The 25,603-nt window shown below is 39.2% G+C and carries 18 protein-coding genes and 2 pseudogenes; 2 read left to right on the top strand and 18 right to left on the bottom strand.

Features of this window, described 5'->3' with window-relative positions; translation table 11 throughout:
• Positions 1–89: 89 nt before the first annotated feature.
• The 16 genes and pseudogenes from CD03_RS0129160 to CD03_RS39695 form a co-directional block, all read right to left on the bottom strand.
• Complete coding sequence (locus CD03_RS0129160; protein WP_156043058.1) at positions 90–1,883, bottom strand: LPXTG cell wall anchor domain-containing protein; 1,794 nt, start codon at positions 1,881–1,883, stop codon at positions 90–92.
• A gap of 388 nt (positions 1,884–2,271) precedes the next feature.
• The gene (gene tnpA, locus CD03_RS0129155) at positions 2,272–2,748 is read right to left on the bottom strand and encodes an IS200/IS605 family transposase (protein ID WP_027296395.1); all 477 of its coding nucleotides are present in this window, start codon (positions 2,746–2,748) and stop codon (positions 2,272–2,274) included.
• Between the two features lie 325 nt (positions 2,749–3,073).
• Positions 3,074–5,284 (bottom strand): glycosyl hydrolase family 98 C-terminal domain-containing protein, encoded by a 2,211-nt coding sequence (locus CD03_RS0129150; RefSeq protein ID WP_255348133.1) that lies wholly within the window; start codon positions 5,282–5,284, stop codon positions 3,074–3,076.
• Positions 5,285–5,683: 399 nt separating this feature from the next.
• The gene (locus CD03_RS0129145) at positions 5,684–6,163 is read right to left on the bottom strand and encodes a hypothetical protein (RefSeq protein WP_027296629.1); all 480 of its coding nucleotides are present in this window, start codon (positions 6,161–6,163) and stop codon (positions 5,684–5,686) included.
• A 13-nt stretch (positions 6,164–6,176) separates the two neighbouring features.
• Positions 6,177–6,647 carry a hypothetical protein gene (locus CD03_RS0129140; RefSeq protein ID WP_027296628.1) on the bottom strand — a complete coding sequence of 157 codons (471 nt, stop codon included), beginning with the start codon at positions 6,645–6,647 and terminating at the stop codon, positions 6,177–6,179.
• Between the two features lie 58 nt (positions 6,648–6,705).
• Positions 6,706–7,194 (bottom strand): RHS repeat-associated core domain-containing protein, encoded by a 489-nt coding sequence (locus CD03_RS0129135; RefSeq protein ID WP_081820412.1) that lies wholly within the window; start codon positions 7,192–7,194, stop codon positions 6,706–6,708.
• Between the two features lie 30 nt (positions 7,195–7,224).
• Positions 7,225–7,521 (bottom strand): hypothetical protein, encoded by a 297-nt coding sequence (locus CD03_RS35215; protein WP_044289743.1) that lies wholly within the window; start codon positions 7,519–7,521, stop codon positions 7,225–7,227.
• Positions 7,522–7,657: 136 nt separating this feature from the next.
• Complete coding sequence (locus CD03_RS0129125) at positions 7,658–7,852, bottom strand: hypothetical protein (protein ID WP_156043057.1); 195 nt, start codon at positions 7,850–7,852, stop codon at positions 7,658–7,660.
• Between the two features lie 11 nt (positions 7,853–7,863).
• Entirely contained in the window at positions 7,864–8,133 is a 270-nt protein-coding gene (locus CD03_RS0129120; RefSeq protein WP_027296625.1) for a hypothetical protein, read from the bottom strand.
• Positions 8,134–8,227: 94 nt separating this feature from the next.
• Positions 8,228–8,569, bottom strand: a complete 342-nt coding sequence (locus tag CD03_RS38375) for a hypothetical protein (protein WP_197041706.1) — start codon at positions 8,567–8,569, stop codon at positions 8,228–8,230.
• Positions 8,570–8,652: 83 nt separating this feature from the next.
• Positions 8,653–8,826: pseudogene (locus tag CD03_RS40250) on the bottom strand (transposase); the annotation flags it as partial.
• A 620-nt stretch (positions 8,827–9,446) separates the two neighbouring features.
• On the bottom strand, positions 9,447–9,941 hold the full coding sequence (locus CD03_RS0129100) for a TNT domain-containing protein (protein WP_081820411.1): 495 nt from the start codon (positions 9,939–9,941) through the stop codon (positions 9,447–9,449).
• On the bottom strand, positions 9,902–10,264 hold the full coding sequence (locus CD03_RS0129095) for an RHS repeat domain-containing protein (protein WP_027296623.1): 363 nt from the start codon (positions 10,262–10,264) through the stop codon (positions 9,902–9,904). The genes CD03_RS0129100 and CD03_RS0129095 overlap by 40 nt, the downstream gene beginning before the upstream one ends.
• A gap of 218 nt (positions 10,265–10,482) precedes the next feature.
• Complete coding sequence (locus CD03_RS0129090; RefSeq protein WP_027296622.1) at positions 10,483–11,058, bottom strand: hypothetical protein; 576 nt, start codon at positions 11,056–11,058, stop codon at positions 10,483–10,485.
• Positions 11,059–11,194: 136 nt separating this feature from the next.
• Complete coding sequence (locus CD03_RS0129085; protein ID WP_027296621.1) at positions 11,195–19,180, bottom strand: RHS repeat-associated core domain-containing protein; 7,986 nt, start codon at positions 19,178–19,180, stop codon at positions 11,195–11,197.
• Between the two features lie 175 nt (positions 19,181–19,355).
• Positions 19,356–19,980 (bottom strand): annotated as a pseudogene (locus tag CD03_RS39695) (transposase); the annotation flags it as partial.
• A 198-nt stretch (positions 19,981–20,178) separates the two neighbouring features.
• On the opposite strand from CD03_RS39695, the gene CD03_RS0129070 reads away from it, so the two are divergent.
• The gene (locus CD03_RS0129070; protein WP_027296618.1) at positions 20,179–20,505 is read left to right on the top strand and encodes a hypothetical protein; all 327 of its coding nucleotides are present in this window, start codon (positions 20,179–20,181) and stop codon (positions 20,503–20,505) included.
• Positions 20,506–20,950: 445 nt separating this feature from the next.
• Here the strand turns inward: CD03_RS0129070 and CD03_RS0129065 are convergent, their stop codons facing one another.
• Positions 20,951–22,264: an IS30 family transposase gene (locus tag CD03_RS0129065; protein ID WP_027296617.1), complete on the bottom strand. Its 1,314-nt coding sequence runs from the start codon at positions 22,262–22,264 to the stop codon at positions 20,951–20,953.
• A gap of 362 nt (positions 22,265–22,626) precedes the next feature.
• Between CD03_RS0129065 and CD03_RS0129060 the strand changes: the two genes are divergently transcribed.
• Positions 22,627–23,838, top strand: coding sequence for an IS110 family transposase (locus CD03_RS0129060; protein WP_027296616.1), 1,212 nt, complete (start codon positions 22,627–22,629; stop codon positions 23,836–23,838).
• Between the two features lie 401 nt (positions 23,839–24,239).
• Here CD03_RS0129060 and CD03_RS0129055 read toward each other — a convergent pair whose 3' ends face one another.
• Positions 24,240–25,499 carry a sugar ABC transporter substrate-binding protein gene (locus CD03_RS0129055; RefSeq protein ID WP_027296615.1) on the bottom strand — a complete coding sequence of 420 codons (1,260 nt, stop codon included), beginning with the start codon at positions 25,497–25,499 and terminating at the stop codon, positions 24,240–24,242.
• Positions 25,500–25,603 lie beyond the last annotated feature (104 nt).

Here is a 25,603-nt window from a genome sequence, read left to right as displayed (position 1 = left end):
AAAAAGCTTGTATGTTCGGCAATAAAACGATTAAAGCCAATACACATTTGTAAAATTAACGTGTATTGGCTTCTTACCGATTCTCTCTATTATGCTTTTCTTTTTTTTCTATATGTATACCGTACAGTTAACATAGATGCAAGCCCCATGATTAACCAAAGTGCCGTGTTCGTTTCATCACCGGTTTTTGGTGCGGTTTTGGTTGCGGTTGTTGTTGTTTTTTTTGTTCCAGATTCGGATGTTGTTGTGTTTGATTTGTTCGCAGCCTGTGTTCTCTGTGTTTCTGGCTCGCTCTCATCATCATCTTCGCCATCATCCACACCGCCGTCACTTCCATCATCCTCTTCCTCTTCATTTTCAAGCTCGTCTTCTTCCTTTACGGTATACGAGCTTTGCCTGACATTGGTAGGTAAATCTTCAGAGCCATTTTTCATCTCATTGACTTCAAGTTTTATTTCGTAAACATCTCCCATTTTAGCCATTGACTTTAGATCAAAATATAAATAAAGCATATCTCCTTCCAGCTTAACTCCCTCCGCCGAAGAAATAGTCATCTCTATTGTTCCCTCTGTTGCAGCACCATTATTCGCATCATTGATCTGGCATGTCATATCATTGTTATCATAAGCCTCTAAATCCTCTGTATCTGCACTTTCAAGAGTCATTATGTTTTTATCATAGGTAAATGTTAATTTTCCATTCGTTATTTCTTTCTTCGACGAAATCGCACATGTTGCTGTAAGCATATCTTCTCCTGCAGTCATGTCGTCAATGGTAAACGTAAGGGTTATCTCATTATTTTTATTATTGCCTGTATCTGTGTCATTGTTATTTGAGCTAGCTGCCCTGACAGACGGCAGACCGCCACCATCAACCAACGTGATCGGATTTTCGGAAGCAGAAATTTTCTCAAGACTACTATCTTTTCTGGTTTCCTTATTCAATATAGTGGTTTTTTCAGACTCGCTTTCCACCCCTTCACTCCGGTTCACTCTAATCTCATCGATATGATGATTGTAATCATTTCTGGTTTCTTCTATATTAAGAGCTTTCATTATGTCTTCCAGATCCGTTTCTTTAACTTCCTTTTCTAAAACCTTTACGATTACATTGGGGTATTCGGTCAAAAACAATTCATCTTCTGGAGAGCAGCCATTAAAGATAACTACCACTTCTGTAAATATATCTGATACTTTTTTAATATATTTTTTTTGTTTTTTTGTAAGATTTACAGTTTTTACCGGATTGCTTGCCTCCATCATTTCTGTCTCTGGGATTTTTACCGGCAATTCATTCTCTTTTAACATTCTGGTATTGGCCGTTTCTTCGTATGTCTCATCTGTCTCAGACATTTGCGTTTTGGCCGCTGTTTCATCATATGTTACATCCGGCTCAGACATTTGGGCCTCGGCTATGACTTCGGATGCCTCACTTGGCTCAGACATTTGAGCCTCGCTCATTACTTCAAATGTCTCACTTGGCTCAGATCTTTGGGTTTCAGTTGATTTTTCATATACCTCATCTGACACTGGCAAATTAGTTTCTTGTGATTCTACAACCGTTTCCGTTTCCGTTGCAAGTTCGGATATATCTGTTTGGGTAACTTCTTCTGTCGGTGCTTTCTGGGATTGAAACACTACAAAAGCAGTTTCCTGCTTGTCCCTTTTTCCCTCTTTCTTCAATTCTTTCCACTCTTCTTCGCTGACACTGGTCAGCAGCGCTTCTTCCTCCTGCCCCCTTATATAAAGAGAATGTTCCAGAGGATTTTCTTTCTCTGTATTAGCAGCCGAAATTTGATGATCAGCCGCAAAAACCGTCACTGAAAATAATACCACCATAATGAGTATTGCCATCCCTTGTACCAGCCATTTTTTACTTTTCATATTTTTATATCCTTTCAGGTGAGCTATTTTTGCCGTTTTAACTGTCAAGCATAATTTTATATTGATTATACCATATAGAAGCCTCCGTCTGCAATTATACTTTAGGACAAAAAACAAGAATTTCTTCTGCTCTATACGGCTGACTCTGTGCCAAATGAGGATAGAAAAAACAAGAAGAACCTACAGGAAGGAGACTCAGGGACAAAATGTAAATATATGCGAAAAACCTTTTTAATTTTATGCCAAGAATATTCAATCAATCAGTACCACCGGCTTAGCCGGTGGTTTGTTTTCCGCCCTATAAGGGCTCGTTTCCGGTACTGGAGTCTAAAGACTCATCGAAAGGTTCGCCAGCCGCAACGTCAGTTACCTGCTAAGCCCCTTGGGCTTATTTCTTTTTGCTTTTGTTTACTGGCTCACCCGTAAACGGGTCAATATACTCCTTCAAAGACATTTGATCATATTCCAAATCTTCCTTTAGTTGATTCCGAATATACTCTTCTATTTTTTTTGCATTTTTTCCTACTGTATCTACATAGTATCCTCTGCACCAAAAGTGTCTATTTCCATACTTATATTTGAGATTAGCATGTCTCTCATATATCATTAAGGTACTTTTTCCCTTTAAATACCCTACAAAATCTGACACACTTATCTTTGGCGGTATTTCTACTAACATATGAACATGATCTGGACAGATTTCTGCCTCCACAATATGCACTTTTTTGCGCTTGCATAACATACTTAAGATATTTGCAATATCCTTTTTCAACTCGCCATATATAATTTTTCTTCTATATTTCGGTGCAAAAACTATATGGTACTTACAATTCCACTTTGTGTGTGCTAAACTATTATTGTCCATTTGGACTACCTCCTTTGATTTATAAAACGGTTGGCGAACCTATTTTTATTATATCATTGGAGGTTTTTTACACAACGCTAAAGCTATTCCAACCACCCGCAGAGCAGGTGGTTTATTTGTTCTCCAAAGTTCCGTTTTTCGGATCAACGAAAAACTCCTCAATGGAGAACAGGGCCATGCCCTAACAAAAAAATCCCGCAAGCAACATACTTACGGGACATTTTCAGACTATTATACAATTCCTTGTGCGTTCATAGCAAAGGCAAAAGATCCCTTATAAATAGATTCCGAAGAATTATCTCTGCCTGCCTGTCCATTTGAAATCCTATGATTTTTTAATCACAACCGTATCTTTCTGTCCTTTATTTTTGAAAAGTTTTTTATAGCCTGATATTTTTTTTGATGGCACCTTGATGAACGCTTTTTTGTATATATACTTCAGTGAATTCCGTCCTATCTTTTTCAACTTACTGGATTTAACAGTAATTGCCTTTAACTTACTGCATCCATAGAAACACTCTTTTCCAATGGTTTTTATGTTAGAACCAATGATTATACTGCGCAATTTTTTGTTATTTTTAAATGCCTTATCTGATACACTGGTAACTGCAAAAGTATTTTTGTTTATTTTGATTGCTGATGGAATAACAGCATTCTTATAAGTCTTTTTCGTTGGTTTTAACAGTTCCACGGTTCCATTTTTAACAGCAGATTTGGTCACTTTATATTCATATCTTCCTATTCTTACTGTAGAACCCTTCTCTGGAATCTGCGGTTTTGGAACCGGCTTGGTAACTAAGCTTATCATCGCATTTTGTATTGCGCCGGTAACCGTGCCTATTACATCTTGTAATTCTGCCTTAGGATTAATTTTTAATAGCGCCTGCCCAGTATTAATAGTATTGTCCAAATTATTCAGGGATACCTGTGTATATTTGCTTCTATCCAAAGCTCCTACTTTTCCCAAGATCGCTTTAAGAGCAGATACATCTGCATATTTCACCGGTGCAATTTCTTTTTCCTTTAAATTATTCAGTGCTGTCGATAATGCAATGATGGCTTTATCTGCTTCCTCTTGCAACACACTACCTAAATCCTGATTCAATAATTTATCCGCGTTTCCTAGCTCCTTATCCAAGCCTTGCAAAGATTCGGGTGTGTACTTGCTCCTGTCTATCTGGTTCGCATACATATAAACAGACTTCAATGCCGTTAAGTCTATAACCGTCACATTGTCCAGCAATACTTCCAGATAATCTAAGTCAATCGTATTTGGCTGATTAGCATCTGTTTTTATCATAATTGCATTGTTTCCTGCATTCAAGTCCATATAAATCTGTAAAACCTTGAAGTTTCCCCATCCAGACGTAGCATCAAAACTCTGTTCCTCTACAAAGATATCGTTCCGATAAATACTTCTTTTTGCCATACCCGAACCAGCGGCATATGCAATATTTACTTTATATGTCCTGGTCTCCGGCACCTCTACCATAAAGGTTACATATTTCCCCTCATCATCCATACCACCGACGATGCCCTGGTTGGAAGCATTTCCAGATGATCCTGTCTTTGCATTAGTATCTGCTTTTTCAGCTTCATATCTCATCTGAGTTTTGACCGTTACCGCATTGGACCAAGGACTGACACCGGCGGCATTCTTTGCGCGAACCTTGAACGTATAGAAGGTGTCTGCTTTCAATTGACTGATAATCTGTGGTCTGATAACATTGTAAATAATTCCGTTTGCTTCTACTTCATAAGCGAAGGCACTGCCCACTTCATTCCACTTGAGATCCACCGAAGCTCCATCAATTGGCTCCGCCTTAAGACCGGATGGGGTTTCCGGCAGTATACTGGAAGAATCATCTACTTTCAGTTCGAACTCTACAGGCCCATTGTGCATGATAGTAAGCTTATATAAATTACTTTTTTCATCCCAGCTTTCTCTATAAGTAAAGTCATTGACATTTACCCCTTCACTCTTAATAATCAATTCCGGTTTTCCGTCATGGTACGTTCCGCTTACCCGAATATCCGTCTGACGAAGGGTTTTATCATCCTGCTTTCCGAACATAAGATTGTTATATATGAAATTATTTATATCATCATTCATCTCATCAAATTCCAGCTGATTATCTTCGGTATAAATACCATCCATATTGATTCTATAATTTCCAATTAATCCCTTGAACCCTTCTTTAGATTCCTGGATGGTCGCATAAGTATGCGGTCCTGCACCAATATAAAAATATCCGCTTTTATTGATCTGAGGCTTAAGTACGGAGCTCTGATAAATATCCGTATTTTCACTGCTGTTCATCCAGAACCACTGATCCCCGGTACGTGTGGCAAAGGTATCTGTCGCCCATGTTTCTTCCGGATATAGGCTGTCCAGATAAGTCTTATCTTTTTTTACTGTGGAAACATTTTTAAATCTGGCTAATTCCTCATCATTTACATTCAAAGGAAGCAAAGGAATTGTTCCATAACGTCCTGTTTTGTAATAAAGATTCGAATACGGCGACTCATAAGGAATTGCGAATGCGTCTCTTCCCTGGTATATGATACGATTCTTTTCCAGTACGCGATCCGCTGTTTCTTGATTTCAGAAACAAGGAGATTCAGACTCCACTAGGCTCGTTTCATACCCAAAGTCAGAGGGATGTTTACAGGCAAGGTCGATGATCTTAAGGATTTGTTCCTGCGTAAATACAGGAGAACAGCCAGAGCGTACTATATTCTTGCTGCAGAGCCTCACTGGTGATTACTCAGATTAGCGGTAAGCTGTTGACGGCTTTCAGAACACGCGATTTTCACTCGCTAGAACGCACCCGCGGCGTGCAAATGAACCGTGCGTTTCCTGACTCACGGTTAAAAGCTGGGTGGCTTGTCGCCACCCAGTCAGAGAATATCTCCAGCAAAGCGGATCGCATATTTACTTTGTTATGAATGCACCTTTCGGAGATTCCCAAATGAGACAATTACAAAATATATTAATTAGCTCCTCCTTATTCTTAATATGATACTTCTTATCAATATATTCTTCCTCACGTTCTAATAAAATCGCAAATTTATCTAATTTCAATAAATTTTCTAACAATTTAAAAATATCATGCTTCTTTAACCTATCTGTATTATGGCAGTTAATTAACATTTCAACATCTAACAGATGGTTTCCCAACAAAATAAATGGTATAAACTCATCAATATTTAAATCATTTCCAATAATATTATTAAAATTTCTTTTATAATAATCTATATTAAGAAATTTTTGAAATAGTAAAGATGAATTATTATACACATATTGTGGGGGATCTTGAGAGAATTTTTCACCACCCCATTCAACTAGTCTTTCTGATATATTTATTTTTTCAATTTCTTCTTCTTTTATTAAAACAATTAAATCAAATACCATACTACCAATCCTTTCAATAATTAAAATTTGTTGGTCCTTGACGCATCCATTTTCGCTGAACAAAGTCATATATAAACTGATGTTGATGTGGATTTACATGATACGCAGGTTTACCATGGTCTCCCCAATGTATTTCACTCCAAGGAACATTTTGCCCATTTGCTGTCGGCCATGTTCCTTCTGGAAATGTAGCCGACTGTCTATATGGCAAACCCGTTTCCGAACTTATTTTCCCACCCAATACTGTATGAGGGCCTTGTGCATTTGAATCTGGCAATGGTATATCTTGCCCATTTACTCTTTGTTTTGCTAATGGAATAGGATTACCATCTGCATCTCTAGGTATATAAGGCTCTTTGTTACCTTTTAAATCCCCACTGCCGCCCTTATTAGGATTAACCAACTTCCCTTTCAACATATCTACTCCGTAACGCACACCGCCAGATACAGCTTCGCCTACAGCCCCTGCGATACTTCCATGCATAAACCCAGACGCTGCACCAACTACCAGTGCCTGCCCAGATCCTTCCCAGCTTCCAGTACTAATACGGTTGGTGATTACTCCTGATATGCCTCCTATTGCTGCCCCCTGATGCCGCTCCGGCGACTGCCCCAGTTAATGCTCCGGATGCTACTGCCCCGGCAAGCCCTGCAGCTGCTCCTCCTGTTACCACTGTGGCTACTGCCGCTACTGCAATAACGGTTGCACCTACCACTACTTTCCCTACTGTCGTAGAAGTAAATTCCTTAACCATCTTTCCAGCCACTGAAGCAGCACTTCCAATTGCCCGCCCCACAGACTTTACTCCTGATATCAGGTTTCTGCCTGTGTTCTTTATTCCTTCCCATGCTTCACTAAAAAACAAGCCGCTGGGATCGTGATACAAAACAGGATTTCCACCAGCATAGGCATACCAGTTTGTCCCCTGCTTCGCCGGGTCCGCATTCAAAAACCGTCCCAGTTTGGCATCATAATATCTCGCCCTCAGATAAATGTATCCTGTTTCTTCATCCCGGTATTCCCCAGAGATGTTACCTAGTCCTGCGAAATCTTAAACTTCTCAATTCTTTAATAAAAGGAGATTTAATATTTTTGTAACTTCGGCATAGCCAATACATCTACTACCTTCATACATCTGAATTCTTTTACCTAACCACATTGTATGCGGATATTCTTCTGGGGATATGAAAGTAATTGTTCCAAAAACCTTGTCTGACTTAGTTGAACATTCACTATTATAATGATGCACTCCTGTTGTTAAATATTTTTCTTTTATTAGATGTGAGGGTCTGTATCCATTACAATTCTTTGCATTTTTATTACAAAAGTCAAAAATCACTTCTACATCTGGTTTCATTTTATATTTCCTCGTATTCATATTTTTTATTTCTCTGATAATTTAGCATATTAGGTTCAACTACAGGCTTGCCCGATTTATAAATACCTGGATCTAAATTCATTTGATTTAAATTATCATAAATACTCTCAGGAATTCAAACTTTAATTATGGTAGCTTTATCTCTATTAATAGACCTATTTGCAAAATCAAAAATATTTCCAAACTCTTTTGCCTGATGTGTAGTACTATCCATTATACCCCTAAAGCTGTTATTTGAAAAAATATCATTAAATTCTTCAGGACTCACCGCCCTATACTGTATTTGTTCCCGCGATGTATCTTTTTTCACTCTGTGTAGATTCACTCATATCCTTTAATTTTTCCATAGATTTTAGCTAATTCTATAAGTTCTAGTCCCAAATTATCTGAATAATCCCATGAATCTATAATTATTCTAGGATATTTTAGAGTTATATTTTTTTGTTTTTCAATTTTCTCTAATTCTTCTAAAATTGTATTTAATTGAAAAATATTTTTACTTGATGCTCTTTTTTTACTACTTAATATCTCATCTTTAACTTTTTGTTGCAATTCTAAATTTTTATTATAAAATATTTCTTCTATCGACATTTTATTAAATCCTCCAAATTATTTATAAACCATTGATTGGCTCCTCCTATATATTGAGAGCCAAAATGCTCTTGTGCGGCTGCTTGACCGGTAATCATGGTCTCGTCCCATATTTCACTTGAAACTGTTGAATTCCTGTCATACTATTCCATTCGTACGGCAAAGCTAAATTTTGTCTATTAGTCAATGGTGAAAACGTTTCAAATAAATATCTTCCTACAGAATTAGCATTTCCTCCATAAAATCTTAAACCATATGTACTTTCTCCAGCTTTTTCTAGCTTTATAGTCCCTACATCAAACGATTCCAAGATCTGTTTTCTAAACAATCTAGGAACATTTTGAGACTTCAAATAATCAGAAGCTTGATTCCCCCCATCATATTTATGTGGTATATTTACCCCTCTTGTTCCTCTAGTCAGCAACCACCAGTTCAACTGGTGCTTTGATATTAGCCCTCATAAGGGCTATGTTACTGCGCGCCCAAAAGGGCGGTATCGCAAGCACATCTACTGGTCCGCTATAAAGCGGTACTTCTAGAATCTTCTTTTCTTGATTCTTCTGCTTGCTCTTTTATATATTTTTGTACCGCTTCATCTGTTATATTACCAATTGTCTCAACGTAATATCCTATCGCCCAAAAGGCTTTATCCCATTTACTCTGCAATTCTGGATGTCTGTCATAACCTCCCAGCGCTATTCCGCCTGCTAAACCAGCTGTTGCTGCTCCTGTTGCTAATGTAGCTATCCCAGCTATGGCAATTAACGAGACGCCATCTGCCACTTTTCCACCAGGTGTAGACGCAAATTCCTTAATCTTTTTTTGCAGATGAAGCTGCACTTCCAACTGAGTTAAAAAACTTTTGGCTCCCGAAATGAATTTTTTACCTGTATTTTTTATATCCTGCCATGCTTCACTATAAAGCCCGCTGGGATCGTGATACAGAACAGGATTTCCTTCTTACCTATATAGACAAATAATCATAAAAACTACCCCGTTACATAGAACAGGGTAGTTAACGTTCGTCGGGAACTATCTTATTAAGGGTAACTACTACTTGTGTTTCATTTTATTTCAGCAATCCCATGCTCTTCACTGACTTTATAAACCAATTATAAAAATAATTACATGCTTCATCCTCTGTCTGAAAAGTTCTTAGATTGCTTTTGATTCCTCTTTCACTATAGTATACCTCCCATATGTTACCTTTCTCTCCCAAGCAATAAAGTTCATTTGGAAGCCCCCCTCCAAAGAAAAGAAATTGTTTAATTGTTTTTGGTCTAATATTTGTTTCAATTCATATCGTTTCATAATTACGGACCTACCCTTCTTATTATTTCATTATCTAATAATTGACTTATTGACTGGTTAAATTCATATTGCATGCCACCACCGGGTTCACCGAACAATGGAGCAATTTTTCCAGCCTGAACTTCTATTGGCTTTATTATTTCATAAATATTGTAAGGCTTTAGATTTGTTCCAGGTGCTAAAGCTCTACTAGCATATGATAATCCTTCAGGTGACGCAAAAGTACCACCCTCAAACCCATATCTATCAATCCTTGTACCAATGTCCAATATCTTTTTTACAGACTCTCCATCAAACCCCCTATTAGGTGGCCATTGTATATTTCCCGCATCATCAATCCATTTTTCAGCACCCGTTATTCCTTCATTTACAACACTGTTAGGATTTATCATTCGCCCCATCAAAGCGCTAGATCCATAGCTTGCTGCGCCTACAGGCATTCCAAGAAATCCACCCGTTAGCGCTCCTGATTGGAAACCTGAAGCTGCTCCATCCATTGCGGCTGAAAAGGACCCATCCCAGCTGCCGGTTTTTTCGCGATTGGCAACAACTGCCGAATACGCACCTGATCCGGCGCCGATTGCCCCGGCTTTTCCACCAGCATAGGCATACCAGTTCGACCCTGCTTCGCCGGGTCAGCATTCAAAAACCGTCCCAGTTTGGCATCATAATATCTCGCCCTCAGATAAATGTATCCCGTTTCTTCATCCCGGTATTCCCCAGCATAGCGGTATGGGCTTCGATCGGATTTGCTGTTGTTGCTCTGCCTGTCTGCCTGTTTTTCTGCTGTTTTCTTCTTCTGGCTATTACCACGCGCCAAAAATCATTACTCTACGATACCCAAACCACATTCAGGTTAGCTATCTGCTGTATCAGATAGCTTTTCCTGCTCAAACCTAGTACTACAGCGAATTCATTGAGTGAGGACTGTGTCTCTCGTCAAATCTATTGCCACCATGGCCACGCCGCTACCCGGTATTAACATGCGTTTCTTCCGTTAACTGGTTCATCTACTCTTAAACAATACAATTTGAACATCTACGCAAACCATTTGCTATTTTTAAAAATGCTTGTAAAAAATAGATCCATATTCTCCTTTTCCATATTAACTTCTTTTTGTAAATTAACCAAAGCCTCCAATAACAATTCTGTTAAATTGGCATAAAATTCTTGACTAGATCCTACTTCACAATTTGTAGCTATTGCAAAATCTATTTTTCCAGCTGGTATATTATTATTAATGTTTATATATCTGCTTACACTATCAAAAATAATTTGTTCGAATTCTTTAGGTAAACCCGCATATATATATTCACTACTTTTATTAATTTTACTATCTTCAAATTTGGATTTGTTTCTATCAATATATTTAATCTTTACTTTTACAGCATTTTTTACATTAGTATTTGGTTGATATTTAATTCCTAATAAGCCGTAATTGTTAGCGTTTTTATGAAGATATAACTCAACAGCTACGCTACATTCCTTAAATCTTTTTTCGCATTGGGTTTCTATATTATATGATTTTGTAAAAGCATCGTAAACTAATATATCTGGAAGTTCATCAACCCAATATCTCATTTCTGCATTTGTATATTTTATTATATTATTCATTTTATCACTCCTTAACCTTAAGAAAGTACTATTTCAACAATATTTACATATATTTTATTTAAGAGTATTCTACTATAATAATGTGTAATCTACACGGCATATAATATTTTATTAATAATCTCAACAATTTTATTTCTTATAACCACCAAAATGTTCTCCATGCAGACCCCCATGCTTTCGGATTATTCATAATAATTTCTGGATGATATACACTAAAAGGTGAAACTTCAAAAAATTTTAGAGCATTTGCATGAGCATTTGCGTATTCCATCCCCGCTTTCATAAGCGTACCTTCTTTTAATTCATGCATATAGAAACTAGCATCAGCACCAGTAATTTTGTTTCCATTCATTAGAGCATTTTTTAATCTTCCAATCATTGCCGTATTTTCTGGAGCATCAAAACCATTACTTGAAATATGGTTTGAAACTTTATCAATACCTTTTTGGGTTACATTTAAAGATTTTCCTGACAGTTTTCCAAATCCCTCTCCACTAGAAATATCCCCATTGTAACCGCCTTTTCCTGTAACAGGACTTTTTGCTATATTTCCCGCCAAGGCATTGGTCCCATAACGAATACCTCCTGATACAGCCCCTCCTACAGCTCCGCCAATACTTCCCTGCATAAACCCGGATGCTGCACCATCTACCAGTGCCTGCCCGGATCCTTCCCAGCTTCCAGTACTAATACGGTTGGTGATTACTCCGGAAACACCACCTATTGCTGCCCCTGATGCCGCTCCTGCTACTGCCCCGGTTAATGCTCCGGATGCTACTGCCCCTGCAAGCCCTGCAGCTGCTCCTCCTGTTACCACTGTGGCTACTGCCGCTACTGCAATAACGGTTGCACCTACCACCACTTTCCCTACTGTCGTAGATGTAAATTCCTTTATCTTCTTTCCCGCCGCTGAAGCCGCACTTCCAATTGCCCGCCCCACAGACTTTACTCCTGATATCAGGTTTCTGCCTGTATTCTTTATTCCTTCCCATGCTTCACTAAAAAACAAGCCGCTGGGATCGTGATACAGAACAGGATTACCACCAGCATAGGCATACCAGTTTGTCCCCTGCTTCGCCGGGTCCGCATTCAAAAACCGTCCCAGTTTGGCATCATAATATCTTGCTCTCAGATAAATGTATCCTGTTTCTTCATCCCGGTATTCCCCAGCATAGCGGTATGGGTTTCGATCGGAATTGCTGTTGTTGCTCTGCCTGTCTTCCTGTTTTTCTGCTGTTTTCTTCTCCTGGTTCTTTTCTTCTTTGGGATTTCCATAAGCATCATAATCATAACGTTCCACTACCTGGTCATCTTTGACCAGCTGTACAACATCCCCATGGGCATTATACAGGTATGTTCCATAATCCGACCAGATCAGACGGTGTCCATGTATATAATTTACCGTCTTTCCTTCCGTGATGTCAACCTGTATTTCACCGCCTGACCAGATATGCCTGGTTATAACTCCATCCACATTCTTTGAGGCACGGTTATTATCCGGATAATAGGAATATTCTGCTGTTTTGCTGCCATCTGTCCAGGAAATCAGGCGGTTCAATGCATCATATGTCTGGATTTCCTCCTTCTCATCTTCCGATTTGGTAAGCTGGTTGCCATTCCGGTCATAGGTGTATGCAATTATTCCATCCGGGGTGGATTTCGTTAATATACGGTCCAGCTGGTCATAAGTATATTCTTCCCATTTAAGCCCATTGCCGGTTCTCTTCTCCATCCGGGTACGGTTTCCATTTTCATCATATTCATAGCTGGTTGTTTCCACTTCCCCGGTATTGGCATGTGTTTCTTCGGTTAACCGGTTCAATCCGTCATATTGATAGGATGTGGTTCCGCCTGCGTCCGTTTTGCTGAGCTGGTTTCCATCTACCGCATATGTATATTTATATTCTGAAATCATCTTTCCGAAAATATCTTTATTTACGACGGATTTGGGCAGACCGGCATCATTATAGACATTTGTTTCTGTAATTCCATTTTCATACTTTGTGGTCAGAAGACGAGACATCTTATCATAGGTATAGGATGCCTTCAACTTCCCGTTTTCACTTACGCTGGTCAGACGGCCCAGAAGATCATAAGTATTTTTGGTATGCCGGAGATTTCCACTGCTGTTAGAAATCTTCATGGACAACACTGCGCCTGTATGGTCATACATATATTCCTTGTCCGTAAAGCTGTCTTTCTCCTGTAGCATCTGTCCCAGGCCATTATAAACAAAGGTGACCGTTTCCTCATTCTCCGTTGTGGAAACCAGCCGTCCCATATTGTCATAGGAAAATGTCTTGGCTATCGTTGTTTTGCCCGGAAACGACTTTGATTCCTTTGTTTTCAGTCCTAAAATATCGTAAACAGCCTGATAGGTTCCTCCATCCTGCTCCTGTGTCTGTACCAGATTCCCCGCATTGTCATAGGTACTGCTTTCCATCTGGCCGGCACCGTCAATCATTTGTACCACTTTATCCTGATAATTATAGTCATATTTCGTGACGGTATATTCGTCATCCCCGTTTTGGTGTACCTCATCCAGCCCGCTTATGGCCAGCGGTACAGACAGCCCCTTGTATTCTCTTAACAGGCGCCCTCTAAAGTCATAGTATCCCTGGACATAGCTTACCGGATTGTCACCGTCATACTGTATGGTTGTTATCCGGTTATTCCATGCATCATATTCATAAGCAGTTTTCCTTGACGAGGGGGCAGAACTGCCTGCGGGGTTACTATAAACCACCTCGGTCAGCATGTTGCCTGCTTTATCATAGGTATATTCCGTCTTTGCAAAAGAATTTCCCTCAAACGGAGTTGTCTGGCTGCTCAGATTTCCTAATGCATCATATGTATAGGTGGTTCGTTTCCCATACGGATCTGTCTCCGTGGCCACCTTTCCATCCCCGGTATAGGTTCTGCTGGTCGAATTTCCGGCAGCATCGGTGGCTCTTATCACTCTTCCTGCAAAGTCCGTGATCTGCGTAGTGACCGCAGTACGTTCCGGATCCAGATAAACCGTGGTAGTGGTAAGCAGGTTTTTTCCGGACTGGCTGTAGCTTAGTTCCTCCATACGTATTCTTTTTGATGCGGTGCTGTCATAAAAAACAGTACTTGTTTTCCGGTCCAGCGCATCATAGGTATATGCGGTATAGGAACCGTCCGGATAACACTCCTTTAATGTATTCCCATACAAATCGTATTCATAAGCCGTCGTATTGCCCATGGCATCTGTTTTTGCAGTCACCTGCCCAGCTTTATTATAGGTAAAACGGGTTCCGGGTCCTTTATAAACATCGTTTTTCAGATCATCCAAAGACGAATCATAGGAAAGTGGTCCCGCCTCAGCTTCTTTATTTCCCATTTCATCATAAGAGAACCGCTCATATGTCCGCTGTTTTCCATCTTCACTGATGATAGCCTTACGGATGATTTCATTATATTTATTATAGACATATTTTGTAACAACGCCGTCCGGGGCAGTTTCTTCTATCGGAAGCCACTTGTCATTGTACTCATAAGCAGTTGTAAATGCATCCCCATTCATATAGACATTCCTGGCAAGGATCTGCCCCTTCTGGTTACGGATATATTCTGTATAATTCTTTTCATCTCCCAGAGGACCGGTTTCAGTCAGTACAACGCCTTTGATCACATGGTCCATGTCGTAGGTGTAAGACGTCACGGCAAAGCCTTCCTCATCAGCGCCTTCCCGGTATACACTTTTTCCATCCAGCGGCGTTGCTTTTTTTAGAAGGTATTTTCCGGAATCGTCATACAGGTAATAAGTGGACGTTCCATTTTTATCCGTACTTTTTGTTATATTATTCTGTTCATCATACTCGGTCAGTTCCGCAGAGCCGTCAGGGTATGCCACTTTTATTACCCGCCCTTTTGCGTCACGGGTATAGGTAGTTACATTTCCATAAGCATCGGTTTCCGATTCCACTTCTCCATACTTGTTTGTTCCATTTGTCAGAGCATACTTTGTCCGGACGGTTTCACCAAGGGCATTCGTAGATGCGGTAAGATTGTAGTGAAAGTCAAACTCCTTCGTAACCGTCCGCCCATTGGAATCTGTTATGACCGTATTACGAAAAACATCATCGTATTTGTACGTATCCACGTTTCCAGCCATGTTTTTAACAGTGTTCACCTTTTTATCGTGTTTTCCGCCTTTTATATAGGTAATTTTTTCAAAAACACTTCCGTCATGGTTTATGATTTTAGAGAGCAGTCCTTCTGAATTATATTGGTATCCTGTAGATTTTCCGTTTGCATCGATAAATTTAGTCAGTTTTCCATCTGTATACTCAAACCGGGCACTTTCCCCAGTCTCCTCATTTTGAATCCTTTTTAGCAGTTTGTCTTTATAATGAAAAGAAACATCGGTACCGGAATCATCCTGTATCCCCACGGTATTTCCACTATCATCCACGCTGTAGGCCATGCGGTTACCTGTTTTGTCTTCCATATACTGGATATGCCCTTTTTCATCAAAGGCAAATACCGCCTGATCCTGTGTTTTCAAAAGAAAGCTTCCGTTTTCCTCTGTCAGTTCACTTCTGGAATCCTGTGCTTCATAATTACCACTGCTGTTTTTCAAAAACGTACACCGGGACCCGTCCGGCATAAAAATAGTTTTCTGATCCGTATCCAGAATAGTCTCCGATTTCATTTTGATATTCTGGCTGAATATAAATCCTTTTCCCAGTACTCCGTCTTCTTCGCTCATAGAATTATAGGAATGAGTAATTTCAAAGGGTCCCATAGCACTTTGTACCGTGATATCCGAAAAGCCCTGTGAATAGTTTCCGGTTGCAGGATTGGCTCCTGATTTGCCAAAGTACCTGGATGCAATCCGTTCTGTGATATGTCCTGTTTCCATTGCCTGAAAGAGGTTTGTCCAGATGGGCTGTCTGGTAAAAGTATAATCCAGACCGGCATCCACTCCAAGGTTGTAAAACCAGACGTATGCCAGTTCCGGAAATTCCACGTTGTGGTGGCCGGCACCGCTGATCTGCATGAACGCATTCTGGCTGGTTGTAAATCTTCGGGTGGTATTTTGAATGAAATCTCCTTTTACATCCAAAAGTCCTCTTGCTATAGTTTGGTCTGTTTGGGAATTATTGTATAAGGTTCCATTGATGATGATAAGGTCATTGTCATCTGACATGGATATCCGGCCATTTTTCTCCAGATACAGGTTTCCATTGACATTCAATACTCCTTTTTCGTTAGATATGTTGCCGGAAACAGTCAGATTGCCATTACATTTCAAGGCACCGCCCATCAGCCTGGCACTTCCAGTGAGATTTGCAGAATCTTTAAGCTCAATTGTATGACCATTTAGTTCCAGGTAGTGAAGATTTGCAAAATCATTTGAAATAATGTCACTAGCCAGACTGATTGTTCCTGCTGTACAATTAAATACAAGTCCTGGACATGATTCAGTTTGTTCGATATTCCTTATATATCCCAGGTTGCTATCCATAATTATATGTTGAAATGAATCTCCTGCAAACACTACTTTTCCATCAGCCGGCCATGAAACATTAAATATACTATTTCCCGTTTGATAGAAATCTCCATACAGTTCCAGAATTCCGCCTTTACAAATCATATTTTCTCTATTATTACTTTCTGTATAAAAATCTCCTTTCACTATGATTTTCAGTTCTCCGGATGTCTTCAGATATGCTGAAGTTTCTGTATAGCTTCCGTCCGACTGCTTTTTTTGTATTCGGAAATCTTCGTCTACTACGATCTGCGCTGAGTCACTCCCAATAACTATCGTACAATCCCGTCCCTCTATTTCCTGAATCCGGTACTCTCCTTTTACATGCAGGGCAGAACCATTGTTCAGGGTAAACTGCGTCCCCAGGTAGTCTCCTTCTATGGTCAGTTTATACCCATTTCCATAACCCTGCACGGCTACTTCTTCCCCTGCAATAATCGTGTCCTGGGTTAGTTCCACTCCCCACAGCGGTGTATCTGCATAGATCTTTCCTGCACGATTAGCTACTACGATACTTTTCAGCCGTCCCCGCATCGTTCCCATCGATACATGCTGTTCTTTTTCTCCTGCAAAGACTATTGTCCCATTAGCCGGCCATACTCCATTAAAAGAGCTGTCACCTATATGATGGAAACCCCCATGCAGCTCCAGGATGGCTCCTGCACAAAGTATATTTTCTCCTTTGCTTTCTGTATAAAAATCTCCCTTCACTATGATTTTTAGTTCTCCGGATGTCTTCAGATATGCTGAAGTTTCTGTATAGCTTCCGTCCGACTGCTTTTTTTGTATTCGGAAATCTTCGTCTACTACGATCTGGGCTGACTCACTCCCAATAACTATCGTACAATCCCGTCCCTCTATTTCCTGAATCCGGTACTCTCCTTTTACATGCAGGGCAGAACCATTGTTCAGGGTAAACTGCGTCCCCAGGTAGTCTCCTTCTATGGTCAGTTTATACCCATTTCCATAACCCTGCACGGCTACTTCTTCCCCTGCAATAATCGTGTCCTGGGTTAGTTCCACTCCCCACAGCGGTGTATCTGCATAGATCTTTCCTGCACGATTAGCTACTACGATACTTTTCAGCCGTCCCCGCATCGTTCCCATCGATACATGCTGTTCTTTTTCTCCTGCAAAGACTATTGTCCCATTAGCTGGCCATACTCCATTAAAAGAGCTGTCACCTATATGATGGAAACCCCCATGCAGCTCCAGGATGGCTCCTGCACAAAGTATATTTTCTCCTTTGCTTTCTGTATAAAAATCTCCCTTCACTATGATTTTTAGTTCTCCGGATGTCTTCAGATATGCTGAAGTTTCTGTATAGCTTCCGTTCGACTGCTTTTTTTGTATTCGGAAATCTTCGTCTACTACGATCTGGGCTGACTCACTCCCAATAACTATCGTACAATCCCGTCCCTCTATTTCCTGAATCCGGTACTCTCCTTTTACATGCAGGGCAGAACCATTGTTCAGGGTAAACTGCGTCCCCAGGTAGTCTCCTTCTATGGTCAGTTTATACCCATTTCCATAACCCTGCACGGCTACTTCTTCCCCTGCAATAATCGTGTCCTGGGTTAGTTCCACTCCCCACAGCGGTGTATCTGCATAGATCTTTCCTGCACGATTAGCTACTACTATACTTTTCAGCCGTCCCCGCATCGTTCCCATAGATACATGCTGTTCTTTTTCTCCTGCAAAGACTATTGTCCCATTAGCCGGCCATACTCCATTAAAAGAGCTGTCACCTATATGATGGAAATCCCCATAAAGTTCAAGAATTACCCCCTTATTTATTAGATTATTCCCATTTATACTCTGAGTATAAAAATCCCCTCTAACCACTATACAAGCATTATTGCCACCAGTTAGATAAGCCGCCGTATCTTCATATTTCCCCTTCTCACTCTCTGACTGAATTCTAAAGGTGCCATCTACCCAAACGATAGAGTTCTGTGCGTTTAAAGATCCAGACTGCATTAAGGCATTACCTGTTATCCTAATTGTGCAATTAGAAAACTGAACATTACTATCAACAATTACATCACCTTGATACAATATTTTTTTATCCCTTATCACTCCACCTGAAGAAAGCACAGTATCTCCATCTATTATTTCGTCATAAATAATATCTTCTGGAATAACTGTTTTAACATACTCTGAAACCTTTTTTACAGAATAATTATTTTCACCAACAGGTTCCGTACTTTCAACCACTGTTTCGGATTCCTTGAGTTGTTCTTGCTCATCAGCCATTTCTGTTTCAAATAATTCTGTTTCTATATTTACACTTGAATATGTACTATTAGATTCTGTTTCTTCTTTTACATTTTCAATTTCAGTAATTTCTTCTGTGTCATATTCAGAAGTTGTATCACTTTCTCGATTAGTATATTCTTCTTTATCAACCCTATCTGTTTCTGATTCTATTTCTGCTTTTGCATCCACCCGCCCATCTACAACTGCCAGTTGATTGGGCTTCGGATTAGCCATCACTTTTAATACAAGCCCCAAATCAGGCACATCTGTAATAAATATCAATACAGCGAGAGCCATACAAATAAATGACTTAAAAATACTTTTTGTCTTTTGTTTTTTCCACATCTCTTTTTCTCCCATATTTATAATATATTTTCTTAATGTAAAATTAAGATATTATATTATAATATAAATACTGAAATCTGCGGCACAGAATGTACTGAAATGCAGCATAAATGTTATGAAAATTAATTGAACCAAATTCTTAAATAAATAAAAATTTGTAGCTTTACCAAGTAGGCTTCTTATGCTTTGTCAGTTTTCGTTTCCAGTTTTCTGCAATCACACATCTGACTTTTTCCATGCCTTCAATCACAAACATTCCTGCATCTCCAAGGTCGCATTTCGGTCCATATCCGTTTTCGCATAACATTGCATTGTCTATGGTGTCCAACAGACCAACAAGATGATAGTTGATGCTCCCACGCCAGACAAACGTATACCGGTTGGCATTTGCTTCTATTTTTGTACCATCAATATAAAGTTCTTTCAGCGTGATCAGCCCTTCCTTTTTCAATCAGCGCAGAAACTGGTAATTCAATTTATCCAACACTTTCACAGTCAATTTTTTACCCTTAAAATCATAAAAGGCATCCCTTCTTGGTTTCTGCTTTTTGGTCAGCCAGATAAAGGCAAGGTTTCTTTCACATAATTCCTCAATACGGTCAACAGCCCTCACCCCCCCGCATGTTTGCATAGGTAACCACAGCATACAGCATGATTGGATTATACCCGGTTCTTCCCTTATCTGAATAACAGGCAAGCAATCCCGAAAAATCTAATTCCTCCATTACTTTTTTCAGGGTATAGACTGGATCGTCATCGGGTAAATGCAATTCGAAGAAACTTTCGTTAGCAATATCAATTAGTTAAGACATTAAGAACCATCTTTTTAAGACAGGGTATGTTTTTATTCATATTCTGTATTTTTTTCTTGAAATCTATTGACATTTCTATAAAAATTTGCGGCTAAGCCACTTAATTGAATTCATTTTAAATTAGGAGGTTGCGCTGATGAACTATTCAACTTCTGTAAAAGATACGCTAATAAAAAAATCCATGACATGGATAAGTATCGATGGCTCTTTGTACAGAATCCCAAAAAAGATTTTACAAGAAAACGGAAACTTGATTTTAAGACGATGTTACAGCTTTTCTTAACAATGGAAAGTAGAAGCTTAAATACTGAATTACTAAAGTTTTTTCACTATTCTCTTGATTCTGCCACAGTTTCGACTTTTAACCAGCAACGTAAAAAATTATTACCAGATGCTCTTTTGTTTCTGTTTCACGAATTTAATCAGGCTTTTCAAGATTATCAGACTTTTGAAGGATTTTGCCTTGCTGCCTGTGACGCTCACTACATATATTCCTATAATGATCTTCCATAAAAAACGATGCAATGCTTATTTTACTAACTAAATGACATTGTTGTCGTTAGCCATCTTTTTCTTTTTTAAATATTTCAGGGGGCAGGTGTGACTCATTCGAGTCACACCTGCCCCCTGTTTAAGACTATCTATTTTCCGACAGACTATCTATTTTCCGACAGACAATCATGAGAGAATCTCACCACAATAAAGCTAACTTGAAAAAGTAAATTCCAGTGCAGAAGTAAATTCCACACCCATTTAAAAGTTATTGATTTTCTAGGAGTTTTATAGGCTGGAAACACATATTTCTGTTATAATAAGAACAACTTCTTAGAAAAAAGTTGATTTCAGGACATGACAAACGGACCACTGGAAGGTAGTGTGCTAGACTAAATTCCACCGGTCACATTGAAAAAATGGGAACGTTTAATTTCTAGTCCGACAGCAGATTTCTAGGTGGTTGTTAACGGTTAAAGCGAATCAGCTTAGGTGTTAGATTGACCTCATCAGGCTCAATGCGCCTAAGCTGAAATGCGTTTAAGGCTTCTTCTCCAAGTGTCTCTACTGCAGCATCATAGGGGGTTCTGCCATTTAGACTTTTTCTCGGAGTTGAGTTAATGTGATTCACAATCAGATTCACATCCCACTGAGTCAGAAATTCAAAGCTGGTCCCTTTGGGGAGTACCATACGAAGCATCGTGTGTGCCTGTTCCAGTCCACCCTTCTGTCCACTACGCATGGGATCACAATAGTAGATGCTGGTTCGCTGGAATTCGTCTATTCCTGTTTCTAGAGCAACAGGATCTCCGAATTCTGAGCCCCTGTCGGTCAAGATATGCTGGAAGACAGATAAAAATTCATAAGTTCCCATCCGCTTTTCTAAACGGTCGAAGACGAGCCGGACAGCTCCTTTTGTGCAACGATTTAGGAGAAAGGCAAGAAAGAGCTTGTCCTTGGTGAAGAAGAAGGTCAACAGGGTCTTGCTGGATTCTCTGGACGAGTGAACCGTATCCATTTCAACATAAGAGGGTAACTGTAGCTCGCAAAAATCACTGTATAATCTTTTCTCAAATACAGCTCTGTTTGTGATCTGTGTTTTGTGGCATTTTCGAGGCTTAAATCCAGGCTTACGTTTCAAATCAATATTTCTGGCTGTGAATAGGCCCTGATCAAGGTAGGTATATAAGGACCGGACAGACATGTCCAGTTCGGGATGATTCGTAATAATCTGGTATGGCGATTGTCCATGCTCGATTAAAGGAGATATAATTTTATCCTTTTTGTGCATTTCATGTTTTGTCATGTTCACACCAGTTCTGGAACCGGAAAGTTTTTCTCTGTATTTTCTATCAGAAAAACGTGCATCATATCTATATTTATGGGCAATCGTACAACGATTGATTTTCTTTGTGCAGCCATTACAGACATAGGGCGCTCTATCTAATCGTATGCACTGTTCCTTTGTAAAATCCCTGCAGGTTTGATTACAGGTAGGACAGGAGGTACATTTTACACCACAAATTATGATCTTCCCGCAGGCATTCGTTTTTTTACATTGGAAACGTTTGACACAAAAGTTACGGGAATTATAGAAGGTACCTTTGTGATACCAGTCTGATAGACGGTGAGCCTTTACTTCTTTGGAAATGGTCGTTGGATCCTTGCAAAGAAAGCGGGCAATGTTCGTAAATGATTCTCCTTTGTTCAGTTCATTTTCGATATAAATGCGGTCTTCAAGGGAAAGGTGTTTCTGGTTTCCTGGAATATATTTACTCATAGATATCCTTCTTTCTACTGCTGTCAGAAAGAAAGATAACCTTATCATTTATATATGAAATAGTAAACCTTTACGGTGCAGGACTAAATTCCACCTCCAAATGTGGGTATGGAATTTAAAATTTCATTTTAGGTCACCACAATAAATGAAAACTGGATATTGGCTTTGCTCTATATCGTGGTATACTAAAGGTGCCGATAAAGTTGTAAGGGGACTGGTGCTATCAAGCCCGTGCGACAGACTGATTTTCAACCTCTTAGTGTACCACTTATTGTTTCCATCGCTTTTTGATGAGGACGCAGGACAGCCAACATTTATGGAAGAGGTTGCATCGGCTTATACTATATCGAGGAGGTATATTTATGGAAGTACTGTATAAGCGGTGTTGTGGAATTGACATTCATAAAAATATGTTAGTAGCCTGTGTTTTTATAAGTGTCAGAAAAAAAGAAATTCGTCAGTTTGGTACAATGACTGATGATATTTTACAGTTAACGCAGTGGTTAAAAGAAGTTGATTGTGAAATGGCTGCTATGGAAAGTACAGGTAGTTACTGGAAGCCTGTATATAACATCTTTGAAGAGGAGCACATTCCAGTTATTGTTGTGAATGCCCAGCATATAAAAGGCGTTCCAGGTCGCAAGACAGATGTGAAAGATGCTGAATGGATTGCTGATTTAGTCCGTCATGGTTTAGTGAAAGCAAGTTTCATTCCAAACCGGGAGCAACGAGAACTCCGTGAAATAACACGCTATCGTCAAGAATTGATTGAAGAGCGTGCACGAGAACTGAACCGAATCCAAACCGTTTTAGAAGGATGTAATTTAAAGTTAAGCTCTGTACTTACGGATGTCAGTGGAAAAAGTAGCATTGCTATCTTAAAAGCTATTGTTTCTGGGGAGACAGATCCTTATGTCCTAAGTCAGTTAGCAGAAGGAAAGGCACGCAACAAATGTACAGAACTACAACGGGCACTACGTGGCAGCATCCATTCACACCAGCAGTTGATGCTGAAACACCAGTTAGAGCATATAGAAACTTTGTCTAAAATAATTGAAGATATAGATTCTGACATAGAGGAAAAAACAAAACCAATGAATAAGCAGATTCAATTATTAGATGAGATACCTGGAGTAGGCAAAAAAAGTGCGGAACGGTTGCTTGCGGAAACAGGAATCGAAATGAATCAGTTTAAAAGTCAATCCAACTTTAGTTCTTGGGCGGGTTTAGTGCCTGAATGTAAAGAAAGTGCAGGAAAAAAGATGAGCACTCGGTTACGTAAGGGGAACCAACATGTAAAATCAGTACTTGTTGAATGCGCACGATCTGCAATTCGAAATAAAAAGAGTTATTTCTACTCACGTTATCAACGAATTGCCTCACGTCGAGGAGGAAAAAGAGCTCTAATTGCAATTGCCCATTCTATGCTCGTTGCAATCTATCATATATTAAAAGACTTACAGCCTTACAGGGAACTTGGATGCGGTTATTATGACACTTGTAATCATGAGAAAATAATACAAAGAAATGTCCGTTCGTTAGAGCGGCTGGGAGTAAAGGTCGTAATTGAATAAGGTATTTGACTCTACAAAGGTAAAAGCCCACCAGAATCGGTAGGCTTTATTGTAATGCTTGTTATGGAACTGTCAGGAGTTACGTTTTCAGGACAGCCCCCATTTTACGACTATTATACAATTCCCTGTGCGTTCATAGCAAAAGCACAATGTCCCTGATGTTTGCTATTAAAAATGAAAATTTGTCTCCCACCTGAATCCAATTATTATCTGACAATTTATTTTTATGCCTGTTATTTCCTTTTCATATTTTTTAGTTGTTATCTAACATCCTATTGTGGTCTCTCACCGGAGTGCTTGACAGACACACCGCCTTTAAGCTTTCTGACCTTTTCATTCAAAAAACAGAAATATTATGGAGTGCACAGTATCATTAAACAAGTAGTGTATGTACACTTGAATTACTTCTTTTCTAAATCACTCTCTTTATTATCATTTAGAGCTTCATCAATACCCACCTGCGCCTTTTCCGCTGCATTTTCGGGAGTATTAGATTTCGTAATAACTTCATTCACTGCTAATGAGATAGCATCTGAAATTTCTGGCCACTTTGCATGTACATCTCTGGCTCTTGCAAAGTTCATCTGCTGGGCAAAAAATTCCATCTGCCCGTCACCTATACACTGCTTTTCAGCCACATCCCTTCGTGCAGATATATAACCAAATTCAGACATATAACTTTTCACTTCTTCTTTCTGCGTCAGAAACTCTACAACCTGTAATGACGCATTTTCATTATTATTATCTATTACACCTAGAATTTCTCCTCCAAGCACAGTAACATGGTCTGCATCTTTAGGAATTGGTGCGACATCCCATTTTAATTCGGGTGCCTGTTTTCTGATCGTAGGTATTTGCCATGATCCATTAATCATCATAGCTATATTTCCGGAAACAAACTGGCTTAGAACATCACCCTGCGTCCAATTAATAACTTCCTTGTTCATAGAGCCATCATTTACTAAATCACTAATTAATGTCAACGCTTTTATTCCAGCTGCATTATTTAAATGAAATGAATCTCCTCCTGCTGACCATAGCCATGGTAAAAAATTAAATGTTCCCTCTTCATTTTGTAAACTGCAAAATGCAATACCAGATATATTCTCATGAGATAGCTCTTTTGCTGCGATCCTTAAATCTTCCCATGTTTCCGGTACAGCAATGCCTGCATTCTGCAGCATCTCTTTATTATAGTACAGTCCCAGACAATTACTCCCAAAGGGTATTCCATATAGCCTGCCATCCAACGTACAAGAAGCCAGCGGTTCTTCATAATATTGCGTTGTATCAAGTTTTCCTGACAAGTCAGCGAAGATACCCATTTGTGCATATGCGGCAAAATCAGAAGTATCAATCAAAATAATATCTGGTAGTTCTGAAGCAACGGTACTCATCGATAATTGCTTCTTAAAATTATCAAAAGGTATATACTTTGAAGTTGCTTCAATCACATCTTGTGTCTGGTTGAATTTATGTAATTCCGTATTTAGTATATCCTGATGCCTTTCATTTTCAAAGTAATACCATACGGATACCATCGTTTTTTCTTTCATTTGAATTTCACTTTCCACCATTTGATCTGAATTATTCTTACATCCTGACACAATCACTGAAGTAAGGGCCGCAGTTATCATCAGCAACATCAATTTTCTTTGCATTTAAATCCCCAAACTTTCTCTATACTATTAATCATATAAGATATATTTAAAAGTATCCGTAATTTCCCCTATTATATCATTTTATCAGACTATTTCCAAGCCAT

This window comes from Robinsoniella sp. KNHs210 (genome assembly GCF_000686105.1).
In the GTDB taxonomy this organism is placed as follows: domain Bacteria; phylum Bacillota; class Clostridia; order Lachnospirales; family Lachnospiraceae; genus Robinsoniella; species Robinsoniella peoriensis.
Note: the sequence above shows the minus strand (reverse complement) of the source record. Positions and strands in the feature narration are given on the sequence as shown.

Excerpts from the sequence above, each read along its gene's own strand:
- CD03_RS0129060 (WP_027296616.1), top strand. The coding sequence starts at position 22,627 with ATGGAAGTACTGTATAAGCGGTGTTGTGGAATTGACATTCATAAAAAT.
- CD03_RS0129070 (WP_027296618.1), top strand. The coding sequence starts at position 20,179 with ATGGATAAGTATCGATGGCTCTTTGTACAGAATCCCAAAAAAGATTTT.
- CD03_RS35215 (WP_044289743.1), bottom strand. The coding sequence starts at position 7,521 with ATGAAACCAGATGTAGAAGTGATTTTTGACTTTTGTAATAAAAATGCA.
- CD03_RS0129065 (WP_027296617.1), bottom strand. The coding sequence starts at position 22,264 with ATGAGTAAATATATTCCAGGAAACCAGAAACACCTTTCCCTTGAAGAC.
- CD03_RS0129090 (WP_027296622.1), bottom strand. The coding sequence starts at position 11,058 with ATGAATAATATAATAAAATATACAAATGCAGAAATGAGATATTGGGTT.
- CD03_RS0129055 (WP_027296615.1), bottom strand. The coding sequence starts at position 25,499 with ATGCAAAGAAAATTGATGTTGCTGATGATAACTGCGGCCCTTACTTCA.
- CD03_RS0129145 (WP_027296629.1), bottom strand. The coding sequence starts at position 6,163 with ATGGTATTTGATTTAATTGTTTTAATAAAAGAAGAAGAAATTGAAAAA.
- CD03_RS0129140 (WP_027296628.1), bottom strand. The coding sequence starts at position 6,647 with ATGCATGGAAGTATCGCAGGGGCTGTAGGCGAAGCTGTATCTGGCGGT.
- CD03_RS0129120 (WP_027296625.1), bottom strand. The coding sequence starts at position 8,133 with ATGTCGATAGAAGAAATATTTTATAATAAAAATTTAGAATTGCAACAA.
- CD03_RS0129085 (WP_027296621.1), bottom strand. The coding sequence starts at position 19,180 with ATGTGGAAAAAACAAAAGACAAAAAGTATTTTTAAGTCATTTATTTGT.
- CD03_RS0129160 (WP_156043058.1), bottom strand. The coding sequence starts at position 1,883 with ATGAAAAGTAAAAAATGGCTGGTACAAGGGATGGCAATACTCATTATG.
- tnpA (WP_027296395.1), bottom strand. The coding sequence starts at position 2,748 with ATGGACAATAATAGTTTAGCACACACAAAGTGGAATTGTAAGTACCAT.
- CD03_RS0129100 (WP_081820411.1), bottom strand. The coding sequence starts at position 9,941 with ATGGATGGAGCAGCTTCAGGTTTCCAATCAGGAGCGCTAACGGGTGGA.